The following is a 16,147-nucleotide window of genomic DNA, read 5'->3' on the forward strand; positions in this document are numbered from 1 at the left end:
GGGGCACCGGCCTGCCCGGCCTGCGTCAGCCGGTGTGGACGCGGGGGCGGCGCGTGCGATCCGGTTCCGCCTCGCGCAGGACCTCCCGGGTGACGGGGGCGACCTCGCCCTGCCCGAAGAGGAAGAAGCGCAGGAAGTTGGCGAACGGATTGCCCTCGGTCCACTCGAAGTAGATGTGGGGCGTGCAGCCGGTCGTGTCGCGGACGTGGAGCAGCAGCGCGGCCAGGGCGTTCGGGATGGAGGAGGACTCCAGGGTCAGCACCCGGTAGCGGTTGTGCAGGACCTCGCCGCGTACGGTCAGGCCGGCCTCGAACTCGGACGGGTCCAGGACGGTGACCTCGACGAAGACGAAGTCCTCCCCGGGGAGGTCGTTGTCGTGCCGGATCTGCTCGATCTTGTCGCGGTACTCCGCCTTGTCGCGCTGGTCGGGCTCGTTGGCGATGAACCGGATCTTCCGGCTGGCCATGTCCCGGATGAAACGTTCCGCCATGGGGTCGAGCGTCACGCCGGTGACGCGGAGTTCGAAGGCGCGCGCCAGCCGGGACAGGAGCGAGACGAGGATGATGCCGGCGATGAAACAGGCGCCGATCTTCACGCCGTCGGGCCGCTCGATGACGTTGACGACCGTCGTATAGAGGAACACCGCCGCTATGACCGCGAAGGCGATCGTCCAGTTGCGCTGGCCGGCCTTGCGGGCGGCGATGGTCACGGCTATCGCCGCCGAGCTGATCAGCACCAGCACGCCGGTGGCGTACGCGCCGCCCTGGGCGTCGACGTCGGCGTCGAAGAGCCAGGTGACGAGGAAGGCGACGAGGGTGAAGACGATGACCATCGGGCGCACGGCGCGGGCCCAGTGCGGGGCCATGCCGTAGCGGGGGAGGTAGCGCGGCATCAGGTTGAGCAGGCCGGCCATCGCGGAGGCGCCGGCGAACCACAGGATGGCGATCGTCGAGACGTCGTAGACCGTGCCGAAGGCGTTGCCCAGGTAGTCGTGCGCCAGATAGGCGAGCGCGCGGCCGTTGGCGTCGCCGCCCGGCTCGAACTCCTTCTCCGGGATGAGCAGGGTGGTGATGAAGCTGGTGGTGATCAGGAAGCAGCTCATGATCAGGGCGGCGGTGGTGAGCAGCTTCTTGGTGTCCCGGATGCGGCCGGTCGGGCGCGCGTCGGTGTCGCCGGGGTCGCCCTGGACGTGCGGCATGACGGCGACGCCGGTCTCGAAGCCGGAGAGGCCGAGCGCGAGCTTGGGAAAGACGATCAGGGCCAGGCCGATCATGACGAAGACGTTGCCGTGCTCGGCGGTCAGGGCGTTCGACCAGTCGGTGACGACGTGCTCCTGGGTGGCCACGTGCCACAGTCCGACGACCACGACGACCGCGTTCAGCGCGAGGTAGACGCCCACCAGGGCGACGGCGAACCCGATCGCCTCCAGGAAGCCCTTGAGGAAGACCGCGCCGAGCAGCGCCACGAGGACGAGCGTGATCAGCAGCTGCTTGTCGTGCAGGGCGCTGTTCAGGTGCGGGTTCTCCACGAGGTGTGTGGAGGCGTCCGCCGCGGACAGGGTGATGGTGATCAGGAAGTCGGTGGCGGCGAAGCCGAGCAGAGTCAGGACGAAGAGCTTGCCCTTCCAGAACGACAGCAGCCGCTCCAGCATCGCGATCGAGCCCTCGCCGCGCGGGCTCTCCTCGGCGACCCGCCGGTAGACCGGCAGTGCCCCGGCGAGCGTGACGATCACCAGCACGATCGTCGCGATCGGCGACAGCAGGCCGGCCGCGAGGGCGGCGATGCCCGGCTGGTAGCCGAGGGTGGAGAAGTAGTCGACGCCGGTCAGGCACATCACCCGGTACCAGCGCTGGCCCTGGTGGGCCGGTTCCGGCGCCGCGTGCGGGCCCTGGTGGCCGCCGCCCTTGCCCATGTCGGACAGGCCCTCCAGCATCCAGGCGCGCAGGCGGCCGGGTGCGGGGTGCTCGGTGGTGGCCATCGGGGTGCTCCTGTGGTGCGGCCGGGCCCGTGGCACGGCGTGCGGTTTCCGGCCATCACGCGGACGGCCGCATCAGCGTAAGCGGAGAGTGACGCGCGGGCCCATGGTTGAAGGGGGTCCGCGGCGTCAAGCTTGCGTTAAGACTCGCCGGGCGGACCTGCGAAGAGGGTCCGGCGCCGCGTTCGGGACGGGCAGCGGTCGACTGCGCCGTACGGGGGAGGGGACGTGGGCCGGCGGGGCCGCGAGCGGCCTGCGGACACCCAGCGTCACGTGCGTATGGGCCCCGTCAAGGGCGGGTGGAGCGGCGTATGGGAGCCGTCAACGGCGCTCGCTCCGGGCCGCCGGGGTTGTTTCCTCGACATCGACAGCGTTCGACGCCCGATGCCGCGCGTTCGTTCGCCCGACCCGCGTCCCCGACCCCAGGAGCTCACGACCTGCTCCGGGGAGGCGTCCGCCGGGGCGGCGCGCGGGGTGCTCGCCTTCTCGGCGGCCGGCGCCCTCTTCCTCTGCCTGCTCCAGCGGATGCAGGGCGTGCTGCCGCTGTCCCTGGGCTTCAAGGCGATCGACCCGGACCAGGCGTTCAACACCGCCGTGTCCTTCGTGACCAACACCACGACCGACCTCATGGATGCCGGAGAAGTTCTGGATCACGCCGCAGGCGACCAGCACGATCGCCGCGGCGAAGGCGCCCGGCAGCAGGACGCGGGTGACGCCGCGCACCATGTCAGCCCAGAAGTCGTCGTCACTCCGGCGCTGGTGCTGGTCCTCACCGCCGCCGCGATGCGCCGGACTCGCGGATGACGGGCGCCGACTCCGCCGGGGACGACGTCGCCCGCCTCGCAGACGACGAGGTCGCCGATCCTCAGCTCGGTGCCGGGGACGCGTTCCTCGGCGGCGCCGACGACCCGCCGGTGTCCAGGCCGGGGTAGACCGCCGCGGGCTGATGGTCGGCCGCACGCCCGAGTACCTCGGCAAGAAGATCGGCACCCGCGACATCAAGCTCGCCGCCTTTTCACGCCGTACGGCGGTGTCTGCGCCGACCAGCCGGGCCTGACCGGCGTCCTCGTCACCGCCCCAGTTCTTCGACGGGCACAGCCTGGGCGGCTCGCAGCAGTGAAACGGCGGGGCGGTCGCCTCGCAGGAGGCCGTCAAGGAGCTCGGCACCAACGCCGGCGGCTACTTCAACGCCAACTCCGCGCACCCCTTCGAGAACCCCACGCCGTTCACGAACCTCTTCGAGATCTTCCTGATGCTGGTGATCCCGTTCTCGCTGACGCGGACGTTCGGCGTCATGGTTCGCCAGGGGCAGGTCGTAGGCCTGTCCGATGAGGGAGGAGCCGACGACCCTGCCCTGCGCCGAGATCTCGGAGCCGTCGGCCTTGTCACGGAACAGGCTCTGGGCGACGCCGGTGACGGCCAGCGGGTAGAGAACGCCCGTCACCAGGGTCAGCACGAGCAGCGCGTGCAGGCCCGCCGCGAGCACCGCGGGACGAGCGGATCGGCCCGGCGGCCGACCTGTGGAATGAAAGACAGGAATCGTGGCGGAGTCGCGGTTCTTTTGAACGCGCTGGGCGCGATCCTGTACACGATGGTCGAGGGCCCAGTTCGCCCGAGCGGGAGTTCACCGAACCCGCGCACCAGGGCCACCGCGACGGCCATGCCGACGGCCGCCGGGACGACTGGCAGTCCTACTACGGCGGGCAGGCCATGGGCCACGTGGTGCAGAGCGCCGGGCTGGCCGTGCAGAACTTGCGGCCTCGCGCCCTTCGCCGGCATCAAGCTCATCGACCTGCTCGTCTCCCTCGTCCTCGGGATCGGCAGGGCGATCGCCGAGGAGGCCGGCGTCGACGACTTCCTCGCCGAGGCCACCCCCGAGGACAAGAGGTGATCGCGGACTCGTCGACGGAGGCCACGCCCTCGACGACGTCACCGTCACCCCCAGATGATTTTCTTTCCTCGCACATATGCCCGGCCTTTTTTACTCGGTCGCGCTGCCGGGGAACTTCAAGCGGGTGGACACCTCGCGCTGCAATGCGTCGGCCGGGGACATCTCGTCCTGGGGTCGAGCAGTACTCGGCGGTCACAGCTTCGTCACCCCCTTGGCGACGAGGGCCACCAGCGCGAAGACCGCGATCGTGGTGACGACGAAGGCCGGATCGGCCTAGGGCCAGGAGAGCCCCGCGCCCGACCTGAAGTGGTTCCAGGGCCGCCCGCGGAACGGCCTCGGCGTCAACAGCGTCAACACGCGGTACAAGCTGATCCTGTCCGGCGCGACCAACCGCTCCGGCGACGACCCCGAGCTCATCGACTGGGTGAGGGCCGCCAAGGTGGCCGTCGTCAAGGACAACTCGGTGCACGGGCACCCGGTGCGGCCCTCCCAGGTGCCCGCCGACGCCGTCACCTCCTCGGGCTCCGGCCTCGACCCGGACATCTCCCCGGCCTACGCCGAACTCCAGGCGCCCCGGGTGGCCGTACACAACGGCCTGCCCGTCGCACGGGTCGAGGAGCTGGTGAAGGACCACACGCAGGGCCGCACCCTCGGTTTCATCGGCGAGCCCCGGGGCGACGTCCTCGAACTCAACGTCGCGCTCAGGGAGCTGACCGCAGGCCGCTGACGACACGGGGCGTTCCCCGCCCGCCAGGGAGGCACGGGTATCGGTGCGCCGTGCGCGCCCGGGTCACCCTCGGAAAGTTCGCTGAAGAGAGCGAATGTTTCGCCCGCTTCGCGCACCGCCCTTCACGGCTCGTATCTCGTCCCCTGGCGGCGGGATCAGCGAGATGATCCGCCGTACGGTCCCGACCGTCGGCGGATTCGCTGTGTTCAAGGGGTTGCCACCCGTCGGAGCCTGTCTCTAGGGTGCGGCAGCAGCGAACCTTTCTGGATCAGCTTCGAAACTTTCGATCTCGCTGGACGGTCGTGGGGGCCGTCCCGTACCCAAGGAGCGCACCATGGGCGACCCGGCACTCTCCCGCCGAGGCTTCCTGGCGGCCTCCGCCGCGGCCGGTGTGGGCATGACGGCACTGAGCGCCTGCGGCGGCGGCTCGGACTCAGGGTCGTCGGGGACGACCACGATCGAGTGGTGGAACATCTCCACCACCCAGCCGGCCAAGGACGTGTGGGCCCGCCTCGCCCGGCAGTTCGAGAAGCAGAATCCCCAAGTCAAGGTCAAAATAGTCCAGTTGGAGAACGACGCCTACAAGTCGAAGATGACGGCGCTGACCGCCTCGGGCAAGCTCCCCGACATCTTCCACACCTGGGGCGGTGGCGTCCTCAAGCAGCAGGTCGACGCCGGACTCGTCGACGACCTGACCGACCGCACCAAGGACTGGTCGCAGGGGTTGCTCCCGGTGGCCACGAAGCCCTACCTGGTCGACGAGAAGGTCTACGGCATCCCGTTCGACATCGGCATGATCGGCTTCTGGTACAACAAGGCCCTCTTCCGGCGGGCCGGCATCGCAGCGCCCCCCACCACCTGGAGCGGATTCCTCGACGCCGTACGGAAGCTGAAGTCCGCCGGCATCACTCCGCTCGCCCTGGCGGGCAAGGAGAAGTGGCCCGGCATGTACTACTGGGCCTACCTCGCGATGCGCACCGCCGGGATCGACGCCCTCCAAAAGGCCAACGAAAGCAAGGACTTCACCGGGGAAGGGTTCGTCCAGGCCGGGCAGCACCTCCAGGAACTCGTGGATCTCCAGCCGTTCCAGAAGGGCTTCCTCGGCGCCGCCTACTCCACCCCCGCAGGCCAGGCCGCCGCCGTCGGCAACGGCAAGGCCGCGATGGAACTCATGGGCCAGTGGGCGCCCCAGGTGCAGGCCGACGCGGGCAAGGGGCTCGGCGCCGACCTCGGCTTCTTCCCGTTCCCGGAGGTCGGCGGAGGCAAAGGCGCCCTCACCGAGGTCTTCGGCGGGGGCGGCGGCCACGCCCTGCGCGCGGGCGCGCCACAAGCGGCCGTCGACTTCCTGAAGTTCTTCGCCTCCGCCGCCACCGACACCGAACTGGTCAAGAAGACCGGCGCGCTGCCCGTCGTCCCCGCCGCAGAGAGCGCCCTCACCGACCCCAACCTCAAAGCCGTACAGGCCCAGTTGAAGGCGGCCACCGGTTTCCAGCTCTACCTGGACCAGGCGTACGCGCCCGCCGTCGGCCAGGAGGTCAACGACAGCGTCGCCGCCCTCATCGCGGGGTCCCGCTCAGCGCAGCAGGTCACGGAGTCGATCACCAAGGTCGCGAAGGAAGAGCAGTAGGCCGCGATGACCTCGACCTTCCTCCCGGACGAGCGCAAGGGCCCCGGCGAGCGCAACGGCCCCGACGACGGCCCGGCGACCGCCGCCTTCGAGGCGGCGGCCCGGGGCCGGGCACGGCGGCGGACGTCGAACTGGCTGACCGCCGTCGGCCTCCAGGCTCCCGCGCTTGCGCTGTTCGGCGTGCTGGTACTGCTGCCGATGCTGTTCGCGCTGTACGCGGCGTTCTTCCGCTGGGGCGGCTTCGGCATGCCCGAGGACTTCGTCGGCGCCGACAACTTCACCCGGCTCTTCAAGGACCCGGTGTTCCTGGGCGACCTGTGGCGCTGCCTGGTCCTGGTCCTGCTCTCCCTCGCCCTGCAACTGCCGTTCGCCCTCGCCCTGGCCGTCGCCCTCAACCAGCGCATCCGCGGCCGGGCCGCATACCGGATGCTGTTCTTCGCGCCCTACATCCTCTCCGAGGCGATCACCGGTGTGCTGTTCGGCATGATCTTCGCCCCGGACGACGGCCTCGCCGACCAGGTGCTCGACGCGGTCGGCCTGGACGGCGCCGGCGGCCAGTGGTTCGCCGACCCGTCCACCGTCATGGCCACCCTGTTCCTCGTCATGACATGGAAGTACTTCGGCTTCCACATGATGCTCTACCTGGCCGGACTCCAGTCCATCCCGGCCGAGTTGACCGAGGCGGCCCTCATCGACGGGGCCGGGCCCTGGCAGCGGTTCCGGCACATCACCCTGCCGCTGCTCGGCCCGACCCTGCGCATCAGCGTCTTCCTGTCCGTCATCGGCGCGATCCAGCTGTTCGACCTGGTCTGGGTCACCACCGCGGGCGGCCCCGACCACCACTCCGAGACGATGGCCGTGACCATGTTCCAGTACGGCTTCAAGCGCTACCAGGTCGGCTACGCCAGCGCGATCAGCGTGGCGATGTTCGCCGTCTGCCTCGTCTTCGCCCTCGCCTACCAGCGGTTCGTGCTCCGCCGGGACCTCGAGGGCGCCACCACGACCCTGCGAGGAGGCGGCTCGTGAGCGCCCGCAAGTCCGGACGTACGCTTCCGCTGCACGTCGTCCTCGTCGCCGTCGCGGCGGTGATGGTCGTGCCCCTTCTCTACGCCGTGCTGTCCGGCTTCAAGTCCACCGACGAGCTCTCCCGCAACCCCGTCGGACTGCCCGACACCTGGGTCACCTCCAACTACACCGACATCCTCGGCGGCGGCGACTTCTGGAGGCTGCTCGGCAGCAGCACCCTGATCGCCGTCGGCACGACCCTCCTCGTGGTCGCGGTGTCCGCGCTCGCGGCGTTCTCCTTCGCCCGCTTCGCCTTCCGCGGCCGGGAGGCGCTGTTCACCCTGTTCACGATGGGGCTGATGTTCCCCTTCGCGGTCGCCGCCCTGCCCCTCTTCCTGCTTCTGCGCTCGCTGGACCTGCTCGACAACCCCCTCGGCGTGATCCTGCCGCAGGCCGCGTTCGGGCTGCCGATGACCATCGTCATCCTGCGCGGCTTCTTCCGGGAGATCCCGGCCGAGCTGGAGGAGGCGGCCACCATCGACGGCTGCGGCCCGCTCGGCTTCTTCTGGCGGATCCTGCTGCCCATGGCCCGCCCCGCCCTCGGCACGGTCTCCGTCCTCGCCGTGGTCGGCAGCTGGAACAACTTCCTCCTGCCGCTGCTGGTGTTCACCGACTCCACCTGGTGGACGATCCCGATCGGCGTCCAGCAGTTCCAGGGCCAGTACTCGGCGGAGTACGCCCGTGTCTTCGCCTATCTGGTCCTCGCCATGGTCCCGGCCCTGGCCCTCTACTCCGTCGCCGAGCGCCAGCTCGTCGGCGGGCTCACCGCCGGCGCCAGCAAGGGATGACGGCCGCCCGCGCACGCACGGCACCAGCACCGTCGTACGGCTCACCCACACCCCGCACCGTGAGGAGTCGCACCATGCCCAGCACCACCCGCCCCTCCCGTCTCCGGCTCGGATTCGCCGGAGCCCTCGCCGCCCTGCTCGTCGCCGCCGGAACCGCCGGCGGCCCCGCCGCCCAGGCGGGCGAGCAGCACCACGCGAAGACCCTCGGCGACCTGGCGCAGCGCCACGGCCGCTACTTCGGCAGCGCCACCGACAACCCCGTGCTCACCGACACCGCCTACACGAAGATCCTCGGCCACGAGTTCGGCATGATCACCCCCGGCAACAGCATGAAGTGGGAGGCCACCGAACCCCGGCAGGGCGTCTTCGACTTCTCCAAGGGCGACGAGGTCGTGGAGTTCGCCCGCGCCAACCGGCAGAAGGTGCGCGGCCACACCCTGGTCTGGCACAACCAGCTGCCCGGCTGGCTGACGAGCCGGCAGTGGACGGCCGACGAGCTGCGGGCCGTGCTGAAGAACCACATCCAGACCGAGGTGCGCCACTACCGGGGCAAGATCTACGCCTGGGACGTCGTGAACGAGGCCTTCAACGAGGACGGCACCTGGCGCGAGTCGCTCTTCTACAAGACGCTCGGCCCCGGCTACATCGCCGACGCGCTGCGCTGGGCCCACGAGGCCGACCCCAAGGCCAGGCTCTACGTCAACGACTACAACGTCGAGGCCGTCGGCCCGAAGAGCGACGCCTACTACGCCCTCGCCAAGCAGCTCAGGGCCCAGCGCGTCCCCCTCCACGGCTTCGGCCTCCAGGCGCACCTGGCGCTCCAGTACGGCTATCCGACCACCCTTGAGGACAACCTCCGCCGCTTCGCCCGCCTCGGCCTGGACACCGCGCTCACCGAGGTCGACGTACGGATGCTGCTGCCCGCGACGGAGGAAAAGCTGGCGCAACAGGCCGACTGGTACCGGGACTTGACCAAGGCGTGCCTCGCGGTGCGGCGGTGCGTCGGCATCACCGTCTGGGACTGGACCGACAAATACTCGTGGATCCCGGCGTTCTTCCCCGGCGAGGGGGCGGCCCTGCCGTGGGACGAGCAGTTCGCGCCGAAGCCGGCGTACCACGCGATCCGAGAGGCGTTGAAGCGGCGCTGAGGCCCCCTCAAAGGGCTTGACCAGACTGGGTTTTCACTGTGCCGTAGTCGGCGGTGCGGTGCTGGAGCGCACCACCAGCTCCGTGCCCAGCTCCACCCGCGGCGAGTCCGGCTGCTCGCCGCGGGCCAGGCGCAGCACCGTGCGCACGGCGAGCGTGCCCATGTCGGCCAGGGGCTGCCGCACGGTGGTCAACGGCGGTGCGGACCAGCGCACTTCGGGCAGGTCGTCGAAACCGACCACGCTCATGTCCTCCGGCACCCGCAGTCCGCGCCGGCGCAGCGCCTCGATCGCGCCGAGGGCCATCTGGTCGCTGGCCGCGAACAGCGCTGTCGGCGGCTCGGGCAGGTCGAGCAGGGCGGTGCATCCGGTGCACCCCGACTCGGGGCGGAAGTCGCCCGTCACGACCAGCGACTCGTCGACGCCGAGGCCCGCCGCCTCCAGGGCCGCCCGGTAGCCGTCGAACCGGGCGCGGGAGCACAGCAGTCGGGGCGGACCGGCGATCAGGCCGATCCTGCGGTGGCCGAGGGAGAGCAGGTGCTCGGTCGCGGCCAGGCCGCCCGACCAGTTGGCGGCGCCGATGGTGGGGGTGTCGAAGGCCGGCGAGCCGGTCGGGTCGACCACCACGAGCGGTACCCCCAGGATGCGCAACTGCTCGTGCAGAGTGGGCTCCAGGGCCGAGGTGACGAGGATGACGCCGTCGGAGGCGCGGGCGCGCAGGTTGCGCAGCCACTCCCGGGCGTCGCCCGAACGCCCGTGGATCGCCGACACCACGGTGCCCGCGCCGGCCGCGTGCGCGGCCTCCTCCACACCGCGGATGATCTCCACCGCCCAGGGGCTGTCGAGGTCGTTGAAGACCAGGTCGAGCAGGGTGGCGCGGGCCGGCGCGGAGGGGGCGGGACGCTTGCGGTAACCGTGCAGGCGCAGCAGGTCCTCGACCCGGGCCCGGGTCTCGGGCGCCACGTCGGAGCGGCCGTTGACCACCCGGGAGACCGTCGGCACCGAGACGCCGGCCCGCCGGGCGATTTCCGTGATGGTGACCTTGCCCCGGGGCGCGGGCGCCGTCTCGTCCGTTGTCACTTCCCCCACCTCCGTCGCGCCGCTGCGGGCGCCGCCGCGAAACTTCCAGAAGTCTTCCGGAAAGTGGGCGGTCGGGGGAAGGCGGGCAGAGGGGGGAATCGGTCGGCTACCGCCCGTGACCGGCCCCGGACGCGCGTCGGGGCCGGTGCGCAGCGGCGGCTGCGGTCCGGCCCCTCAGTACACCGGCCGACGTCGCCCGACGCCGCCCGGACAGGCTCCGGGGACGAGCCCCGGGGGTTCGTCCGCCTGACAGGCCTCAGGCGGCGGTGGCCACGCGGCCGGCGTCCAGCGGGCGGTGCGGCGCGATGATCTGGCCGTCGGGCAGGAGCTCACCGGTGTCCTCGAAGAGCAGGACGCCGTTGCACAGCAGGCTCCAGCCCTGCTCCGGGTGGTGCGCCAGGAGACGGGCGGATTCCCGGTCGGCGGAGTCGGCTGTCGGGCACGGTGGCTTGTGCTGGCACATGGCGGGGATCTTTCGCTCTGTCGTGAGATGTGAGGTGTCTGTCGCGTGTATCGCGTCGGTCCAGTGTGTCGCGTCTGTCCCGCGGCGTGAAACGTCGTTCAAGGCCGCCCCCCGTTGTGATAAGTCGGTCGGAACCCAGTGTTGCCCCACGGGCGTCGATCCGCAGGTATTTCGCTGCACCGCCTCTCACAGGTTCATGACGCATCACCCACGCGGGCGGTTCATCCCCACCGCACCGTCCCTTCGGGTGGTTTCGGGTGGCCCGATGGGGCTAGACGCGTGATCGCGAACAGTGCCGTGCCCCGCCCCGGGGGTGTGGGGGCGGGGCACGGTGAGGCGGTCAGGGGGTGGTCAGGCCGGGGTGGGGGAGCCGAGCAGGGGGGTCGGCGGGGTCACCCGCAGGGTCAGCACCGGCAGCAACTCGGCGACCCGGTGCGGTCGGTGGGCGGCGATCCCGGGCGGCGCGGGGGCCAGCGGCACCAGCAGATCGGTCGCCGCGGGGTGCCCGGTGACGCCGTCGGAGGCGCAGTCGCCGTGCAGCCACAGGGTGAGCATGTACAGGCCGGGCACGGACAGCAGTCTCGCCTGGTACGGCTGGGGCGTCGACTCGGCCTGCCGCAGGGCCCGTTCGGTGGAGGCGATGTACGGGCCCTCGAAGAAGTGCGAGAACGCCCAGCCGTCCGCCGTGAGCCGGGTCTCGGCCGCGGCGACCGCCCGGTCGCCGCAGCGGATCAGGAACCGCCAGCCGGCCAGCCGGGTCGCTGACACGCCCTCGGGGGTGATCCGGTCCAGCACATGCAGGGGCAGGGGGAGTTCGGGAACGGCCGGCCCCTCGGCGTCGCGCAGGGAGGGGGTCCTCGCCTCACTGACCGCGGTGGGCGAGGCAAGGGCTGTGAGGACGGAGCGCAGGGCGGGCGCGGGAGCCGGGGGGACATGCAGCGGCATGGTGGGTCGCCTCTCATTCGACAGGCACGGTGGCACGAGGGCGGGGGCGGACGGCGCTGTCAGCTCTCGGGGAAGGTCACAGAGGTGGTGGCCGGGGTGAGGGAACCGGAGACACGTGCGGCCTGCCGTCCGTCGCCACGACGGAACGACAGGCTCCTTCGACCGAGGGCGCCCACCTTCTCTGCCTTGTTCGCGGAGTTTATACGACACGTGTTCATACTGTGTTTCGACTAGCCGGTCCCGGGGCACCCGGCAAGAGTCTATTCGGTCGACAGTACGCGTGAATCATCCCGATTCAGAGCAGGACGCGGGGCTGTGACCTCGGGATATGGCGACAGCGCGGTCGGCCTATTCGTGTCGTCGTTTTTCACGAGTTGTTCATCCGGGGAACCGGTGATGAAACGGCGCTGAAACAGCGTTCTGCCGCATGCCCCGTGAATGTGCCTCCGGTCACCTCCGCTCAGGTTAGCGGTCGGCGCGGCCCGGCGGGGACGTTATCGATCGGGAAGGCTGGGCATCATCCCACGTGACCCCGGGACATCCGGCGGCCGGACCACCGGCCCGCCACGCGAGGAGGGAAGCTTCGATGGGGGAGAAGGTCGTGGCAGGCGGGTTCGACCTGTCCGATCGGCAGCGCTACCGCGACAAGCTGCGGCAGTGCCTCACGGGGCTGGAGCGGCTCCTGGCTCAGCAGCGCTTCGACCGCCCCAAGAACCTCATGGGGCTCGAGATCGAACTGAATCTCGCGGGTGCCGACGGGCTGCCGAAAATGCTGAATGGAGAAGTGCTGGAGAGGATCGCCAGCCGTGATTTCCAAACAGAACTCGCCATGTTCAACCTGGAAGTGAACATAGCTCCCCACCGGTTGGGTGGGCGGGTATTCGACCGGCTTGCCGAGGAACTCCGCACGTCGCTGGCATATGCCCACCGAAAGGCGGGAGAGGTCGATGCGGGAATCGTGATGATCGGCATTCTGCCGACCCTGGACCGTGACGACCTCGTCACCTCCAACCTTTCCGACGTCGACCGCTACACGCTTCTCAACGACCAGATCGTCGCGGCCCGCGGTGAGGAGTTCGCCCTCGACATCGACGGCGTCGAGCGGTTGTCGTGCACGTCGAAGTCGATCGTCCCCGAGGCGGCCTGCACCTCCGTGCAGTTGCACCTCCAGGTGACGCCGTCCCGGTTCCCAGACGTGTGGAACGCGGCCCAGGCCGTCGCCGCCGTCCAGGTGGCCGTCGGCGCCAACTCACCGTTCCTCTTCGGCCGCGAACTGTGGCGCGAGTCCCGCCCGCCGGTCTTCCAGCAGGCCACCGACACCCGCCCGCCGGAGCTCCAGGCGCAAGGCGTGCGACCGCGGACCTGGTTCGGGGAGCGGTGGATCAGCTCGGCGTACGAACTGTTCGAGGAGAACCTGCGCTACTTCCCGGCGCTGTTGCCGATCTGCGACGACGAGGACCCGCTGGAGGTCCTGGACGCGGGCGGCGTCCCCAAGCTCGCCGAGCTCGTGCTGCACAACGGCACCGTCTACCGCTGGAACCGCCCCGTGTACGGCATCGCCGACGGCCTCCCGCACCTGCGGGTGGAGAACCGGGTGCTGCCCGCCGGGCCCACCGTCTCAGACGTCGTCGCCAACGCGGCCTTCTACTACGGCCTCGTCCGCGCCCTCGCCGAGGACTCCCGTCCGGTGTGGACGCGTATGCCGTTCGAGACCGCCGCCGCCAACTTCGACACCGCTTGCCGGCACGGCATCGACGCCCGGCTGCAGTGGCCGCGGCGCGGGCGGCTCGGCGGCACGGCCGAGGTCGACGTGGTGAGTCTCGTCCGCGAGGAGCTGCTGCCGCTGGCCGAGGCCGGACTGGACGCGTGGGGAGTGGAGCCCGCCGACCGCGACCACTACCTCGGCATCATCGAGGAGCGGTGCCGACGGCGCACCAACGGGGCGAGCTGGCAGGTGGAGACGTTCCACCGGGCGCTCGAGGCCGGTATGTCCCGCGAGGCGGCCCTCGCCGCCACCACCCGCCGCTACGCCGAACTGTCCCACCAGGGCGAGCCGGCGCACACCTGGCCGGTGGGCTTGCCGGAGCCGGTGCCGGCGGGATGACGGGCTGACGTCCCCCGGCCCGGCGGAACCGTCGGGCCGGGTGCGGCTGCCTGGGAGGCCGTCCGTGCCGTTCCCCACGCCCCTGTGCGGAGCGCGCGGTCTCCCCGCGGCTTTGGACGGTGGGGGCGCGCACGGTCGGCCTTCCGCCTCCGTCGGCGTGCGGCTGCCGGGCGTTTCTGTGGTCCGCGTCGGGCGACGGCGCGTCGAGCACGTCAGCGTCGGCAGCCCGCTCGTGTCCCGCGCCTGATTCGCCATGGCCGGCCGTGACCCGTCGTCCCGCGACGCCGCGCTCGCCGACTCCACCCGTGTTCACGTCTTCGCCGGCCCGCCCGGGCCTTCGCCGTCTGCGCGCGAACACGGGGGTCGCTGCCGCCCGCCCCGTGCTGATCGGGCAAGCTGTGACGTCCCATGGCGGTGGTGCCCCTCCCTGTCGACCTGAACGCCGGTCCCGTCCGGCGGCATGGCGTGCGAGGCGGTGATGCGCCCCCGTACGCAACTGGAGGCAGGTGTGCAGGTGGAGACGGGCGCGGTGGCCGGTTCCTTTCCCCAACGGCCGCTCACACGACGGATCCTCCGGGACGAGACGCTGCTCGTCCTGGGGCTTTCGCTCGGTGCGAGCGGAGTGTCCGCACTGATCAGCTTTGTCGGATCGGTCACAAAACCCGGAGGCCTGAAGGACCAGGCCGCGACCCTCAACGCCTCGGCCGCGCCCGGCCGCCCCTGGCTCGATCTCGCCTGGCAGCTCTTCGGGATCACCACGGCGCTGATCCCCGTCGCCCTCGTCGCTCACCTCCTGATGCGCGAGGGCCAGGGACTGCGCACCCTCGGCTTCGACCGCAACCGGCCGTGGCCGGACCTGGGCCGGGGCGCCGCCGTCGCGGCAGGGATCGGCAGCACCGGCATCGCGTTCTACCTCGCGGCGCGGCAACTCGGCTTCAACCTCACGGTGGTGCCGGAGGCGCTGCCGGACGTGTGGTGGAAGTTCCCGGTGCTGATCCTTTCCGCGATGCAGAACGCCATCCTGGAAGAGGTCATCGTCGTCGGCTATCTGCTGCGCCGGCTCGACCAGTTGGGCTGGAGCCCGACGGGGTCGCTGGCGGCCAGTTCCGTACTGCGCGGCTCGTACCACCTCTACCAGGGCATCGGCGGCTTCGTCGGCAACATGGTGATGGGCGTGGTGTTCGTGTTCCTGTACCGGCGGTGGGGCCGCGTCGGCCCTTTGGTGGTGGCGCACTCACTGCTCGACATCGGCGCGTTCGTCGGCTACGCGCTGCTGGCGGGGAAGGTGTCGTGGCTGCCGGTGGCGTGAGGCGCGCCCGATGTCGTGCGGCGCCGCGGTGGGGCGCGGGGCGCGGTCAGCGGGCGGGTTCGGGGGCCAGCAGGTCGCCCTCGATGACGGTGAACGCGCGGCCGCTCAGCAAGGTGCGCTCGCCGCGCAGGCTCGTGCGTACGAGACCGGAGCGGCGCGAGGCCTGAAGACCGGTGAGCTCGGGGCGGCCCAGCCGCTCGGACCAGTAGGGCGCAAGGGCGGTGTGGGCGCTGCCGGTGACCGGATCCTCGTCGATGCCCACGTTCGGGAAGAAGCAGCGGGAGACGAAGTCGTAGCCGCGCTCGGGATCCTCGGCTCGGGCGGTGGCGATCACCCCGCGCGCGGAGTGTGCGCCGAGTGACCTGAGGTCGGGGGCGAGCGCGTGGACCGTCTTCTCGTCGGCGAGTTCGACCAGCAGGTCCCCTACGTTCGGCCCCGTGTCGAACGCGGCGAGCGGTCGTGCGCCGAGAGCCTCGCCGACGCCTTCCGCGATCTCCACGCGCGTGAGCGGCGCGGTCGGGAAGTCCAGGGTGATCGAGCCGTCCTCGGCGGGCGTCGCGGCGAGGACGCCGCTGCGCGTCGCGAACCGCACCGGGCCCTCGTGCGCGCGCGTGGAGTGCAGCACGTGGGCGGTGGCGAGCGTGGCGTGGCCGCACATCGCCACCTCGGCGACGGGCGTGAACCAGCGCAGCGCCCAGTCCGCCCCACCGCCCGCGGGCAGCGGATGCGCGAACGCCGTCTCGGCGTGGTTGACCTCCATGGCCACGTCCTGGAGCCAGTCGTCGCCCGGGAAGGCGTCGAGCAGGAGGACCCCGGCCGGGTTCCCGGAGAAGGGGCGGTCGGCGAAGGCGTCGACGATTCGAATGCGCATGCGGTGACGGTAGGGGGCGGGACGAGCGGCGGACCAAGGCCAATCCGCGACGCCTGGACCGTTTTCACCCGATCGCATGACCCGGCGGCGGAACCATCCGGTTGAGCCGGGACGTTCGAGCGGATGACGGCCAGAGGCGGAAGACGGCCAGAGATGG

At 70.9% G+C, this 16,147-nt stretch carries 14 protein-coding genes and 6 pseudogenes; 13 read left to right on the forward strand and 7 right to left on the reverse strand.

The features are described 5' to 3' along the window. Window positions 1–25 precede the first annotated feature (25 nt). Entirely contained in the window at window positions 26–1,978 is a 1,953-nt protein-coding gene (locus EV567_RS13540) for an APC family permease (RefSeq protein WP_130439659.1), read from the reverse strand. A gap of 465 nt (window positions 1,979–2,443) precedes the next feature. On the opposite strand from EV567_RS13540, the pseudogene EV567_RS28135 reads away from it, so the two are divergent. Further along, window positions 2,444–2,594: pseudogene (locus tag EV567_RS28135) on the forward strand (potassium-transporting ATPase subunit KdpA); the annotation flags it as partial. Here EV567_RS28135 and EV567_RS13550 read toward each other — a convergent pair. Continuing rightward, window positions 2,582–2,716, reverse strand: a pseudogene (locus tag EV567_RS13550) (potassium-transporting ATPase subunit KdpA); the annotation flags it as partial. The pseudogenes EV567_RS28135 and EV567_RS13550 overlap by 13 nt on opposite strands. Window positions 2,717–2,775: 59 nt before the next feature. Between EV567_RS13550 and EV567_RS28390 the strand changes: the two are divergent. From EV567_RS28390 to EV567_RS13560, 3 genes and pseudogenes are all read left to right on the forward strand, one after another. Next, complete coding sequence (locus EV567_RS28390; protein WP_278044747.1) at window positions 2,776–2,907, forward strand: hypothetical protein; 132 nt, start codon at window positions 2,776–2,778, stop codon at window positions 2,905–2,907. 8 nt (window positions 2,908–2,915) lie between these two features. Beyond that, window positions 2,916–2,987, forward strand: a pseudogene (locus tag EV567_RS28595) (potassium-transporting ATPase subunit KdpA); the annotation flags it as partial. A 78-nt stretch (window positions 2,988–3,065) separates the two neighbouring features. Beyond that, a pseudogene (locus EV567_RS13560) lies at window positions 3,066–3,293 on the forward strand (potassium-transporting ATPase subunit KdpA); the annotation flags it as partial. Here EV567_RS13560 and EV567_RS13565 read toward each other — a convergent pair. After that, window positions 3,279–3,461 (reverse strand): annotated as a pseudogene (locus EV567_RS13565) (potassium-transporting ATPase subunit C); the annotation flags it as partial. The pseudogenes EV567_RS13560 and EV567_RS13565 overlap by 15 nt on opposite strands. 174 nt (window positions 3,462–3,635) lie before the next feature. Between EV567_RS13565 and EV567_RS13570 the strand changes: the two are divergent. The 7 genes and pseudogenes from EV567_RS13570 to EV567_RS13600 all read left to right on the forward strand — a co-directional run bounded on the left by EV567_RS13570 (window position 3,636) and on the right by EV567_RS13600 (window position 9,221). Then, window positions 3,636–3,866, forward strand: coding sequence for a hypothetical protein (locus tag EV567_RS13570; protein WP_130439663.1), 231 nt, complete (start codon window positions 3,636–3,638; stop codon window positions 3,864–3,866). A 76-nt stretch (window positions 3,867–3,942) separates the two neighbouring features. Then, window positions 3,943–4,143, forward strand: a complete 201-nt coding sequence (locus tag EV567_RS13575) for a hypothetical protein (RefSeq protein WP_130439665.1) — start codon at window positions 3,943–3,945, stop codon at window positions 4,141–4,143. Continuing rightward, window positions 4,144–4,593: pseudogene (locus tag EV567_RS13580) on the forward strand (potassium-transporting ATPase subunit C); the annotation flags it as partial. A gap of 334 nt (window positions 4,594–4,927) precedes the next feature. Beyond that, window positions 4,928–6,220 carry an extracellular solute-binding protein gene (locus EV567_RS13585; RefSeq protein WP_130439669.1) on the forward strand — a complete coding sequence of 431 codons (1,293 nt, stop codon included), beginning with the start codon at window positions 4,928–4,930 and terminating at the stop codon, window positions 6,218–6,220. 6 nt (window positions 6,221–6,226) lie between these two features. Further along, complete coding sequence (locus tag EV567_RS13590) at window positions 6,227–7,246, forward strand: carbohydrate ABC transporter permease (RefSeq protein ID WP_130439671.1); 1,020 nt, start codon at window positions 6,227–6,229, stop codon at window positions 7,244–7,246. A 62-nt stretch (window positions 7,247–7,308) separates the two neighbouring features. Then, window positions 7,309–8,073 (forward strand): carbohydrate ABC transporter permease, encoded by a 765-nt coding sequence (locus tag EV567_RS13595; protein WP_130440593.1) that lies wholly within the window; start codon window positions 7,309–7,311, stop codon window positions 8,071–8,073. Window positions 8,074–8,147: 74 nt separating this feature from the next. Further along, the gene (locus EV567_RS13600; protein WP_130439673.1) at window positions 8,148–9,221 is read left to right on the forward strand and encodes an endo-1,4-beta-xylanase; all 1,074 of its coding nucleotides are present in this window, start codon (window positions 8,148–8,150) and stop codon (window positions 9,219–9,221) included. Between the two features lie 33 nt (window positions 9,222–9,254). On the opposite strand, the gene EV567_RS13605 is transcribed toward EV567_RS13600, so the two are convergent. The 3 genes from EV567_RS13605 to EV567_RS13615 all read right to left on the reverse strand — a co-directional run bounded on the left by EV567_RS13605 (window position 9,255) and on the right by EV567_RS13615 (window position 11,706). Next, window positions 9,255–10,298, reverse strand: coding sequence for a LacI family DNA-binding transcriptional regulator (locus EV567_RS13605; protein WP_165430374.1), 1,044 nt, complete (start codon window positions 10,296–10,298; stop codon window positions 9,255–9,257). Window positions 10,299–10,554: 256 nt separating this feature from the next. Continuing rightward, a complete protein-coding gene (locus EV567_RS13610; RefSeq protein WP_130439677.1) occupies window positions 10,555–10,761 on the reverse strand; it encodes a DUF5999 family protein in 207 nt (68 codons plus the stop codon). 351 nt (window positions 10,762–11,112) lie between these two features. Continuing rightward, window positions 11,113–11,706, reverse strand: coding sequence for a hypothetical protein (locus EV567_RS13615; RefSeq protein ID WP_130439679.1), 594 nt, complete (start codon window positions 11,704–11,706; stop codon window positions 11,113–11,115). Between the two features lie 586 nt (window positions 11,707–12,292). Here EV567_RS13615 and EV567_RS13620 point away from each other — a divergent pair. Further along, the gene (locus tag EV567_RS13620) at window positions 12,293–13,810 is read left to right on the forward strand and encodes a glutamate-cysteine ligase family protein (RefSeq protein WP_130439681.1); all 1,518 of its coding nucleotides are present in this window, start codon (window positions 12,293–12,295) and stop codon (window positions 13,808–13,810) included. Between the two features lie 508 nt (window positions 13,811–14,318). Next, on the forward strand, window positions 14,319–15,119 hold the full coding sequence (locus tag EV567_RS13625) for a CPBP family intramembrane glutamic endopeptidase (RefSeq protein ID WP_130440595.1): 801 nt from the start codon (window positions 14,319–14,321) through the stop codon (window positions 15,117–15,119). 46 nt (window positions 15,120–15,165) lie between these two features. On the opposite strand, the gene EV567_RS13630 is transcribed toward EV567_RS13625, so the two are convergent. Continuing rightward, entirely contained in the window at window positions 15,166–15,990 is an 825-nt protein-coding gene (locus tag EV567_RS13630) for a PhzF family phenazine biosynthesis protein (RefSeq protein WP_130439683.1), read from the reverse strand. Between the last annotated feature and the right edge of the window lie 157 nt (window positions 15,991–16,147).

It is taken from the genome of Streptomyces sp. BK239, from assembly GCF_004217285.1.
Classification (GTDB): Bacteria; Actinomycetota; Actinomycetes; order Streptomycetales; family Streptomycetaceae; genus Streptomyces.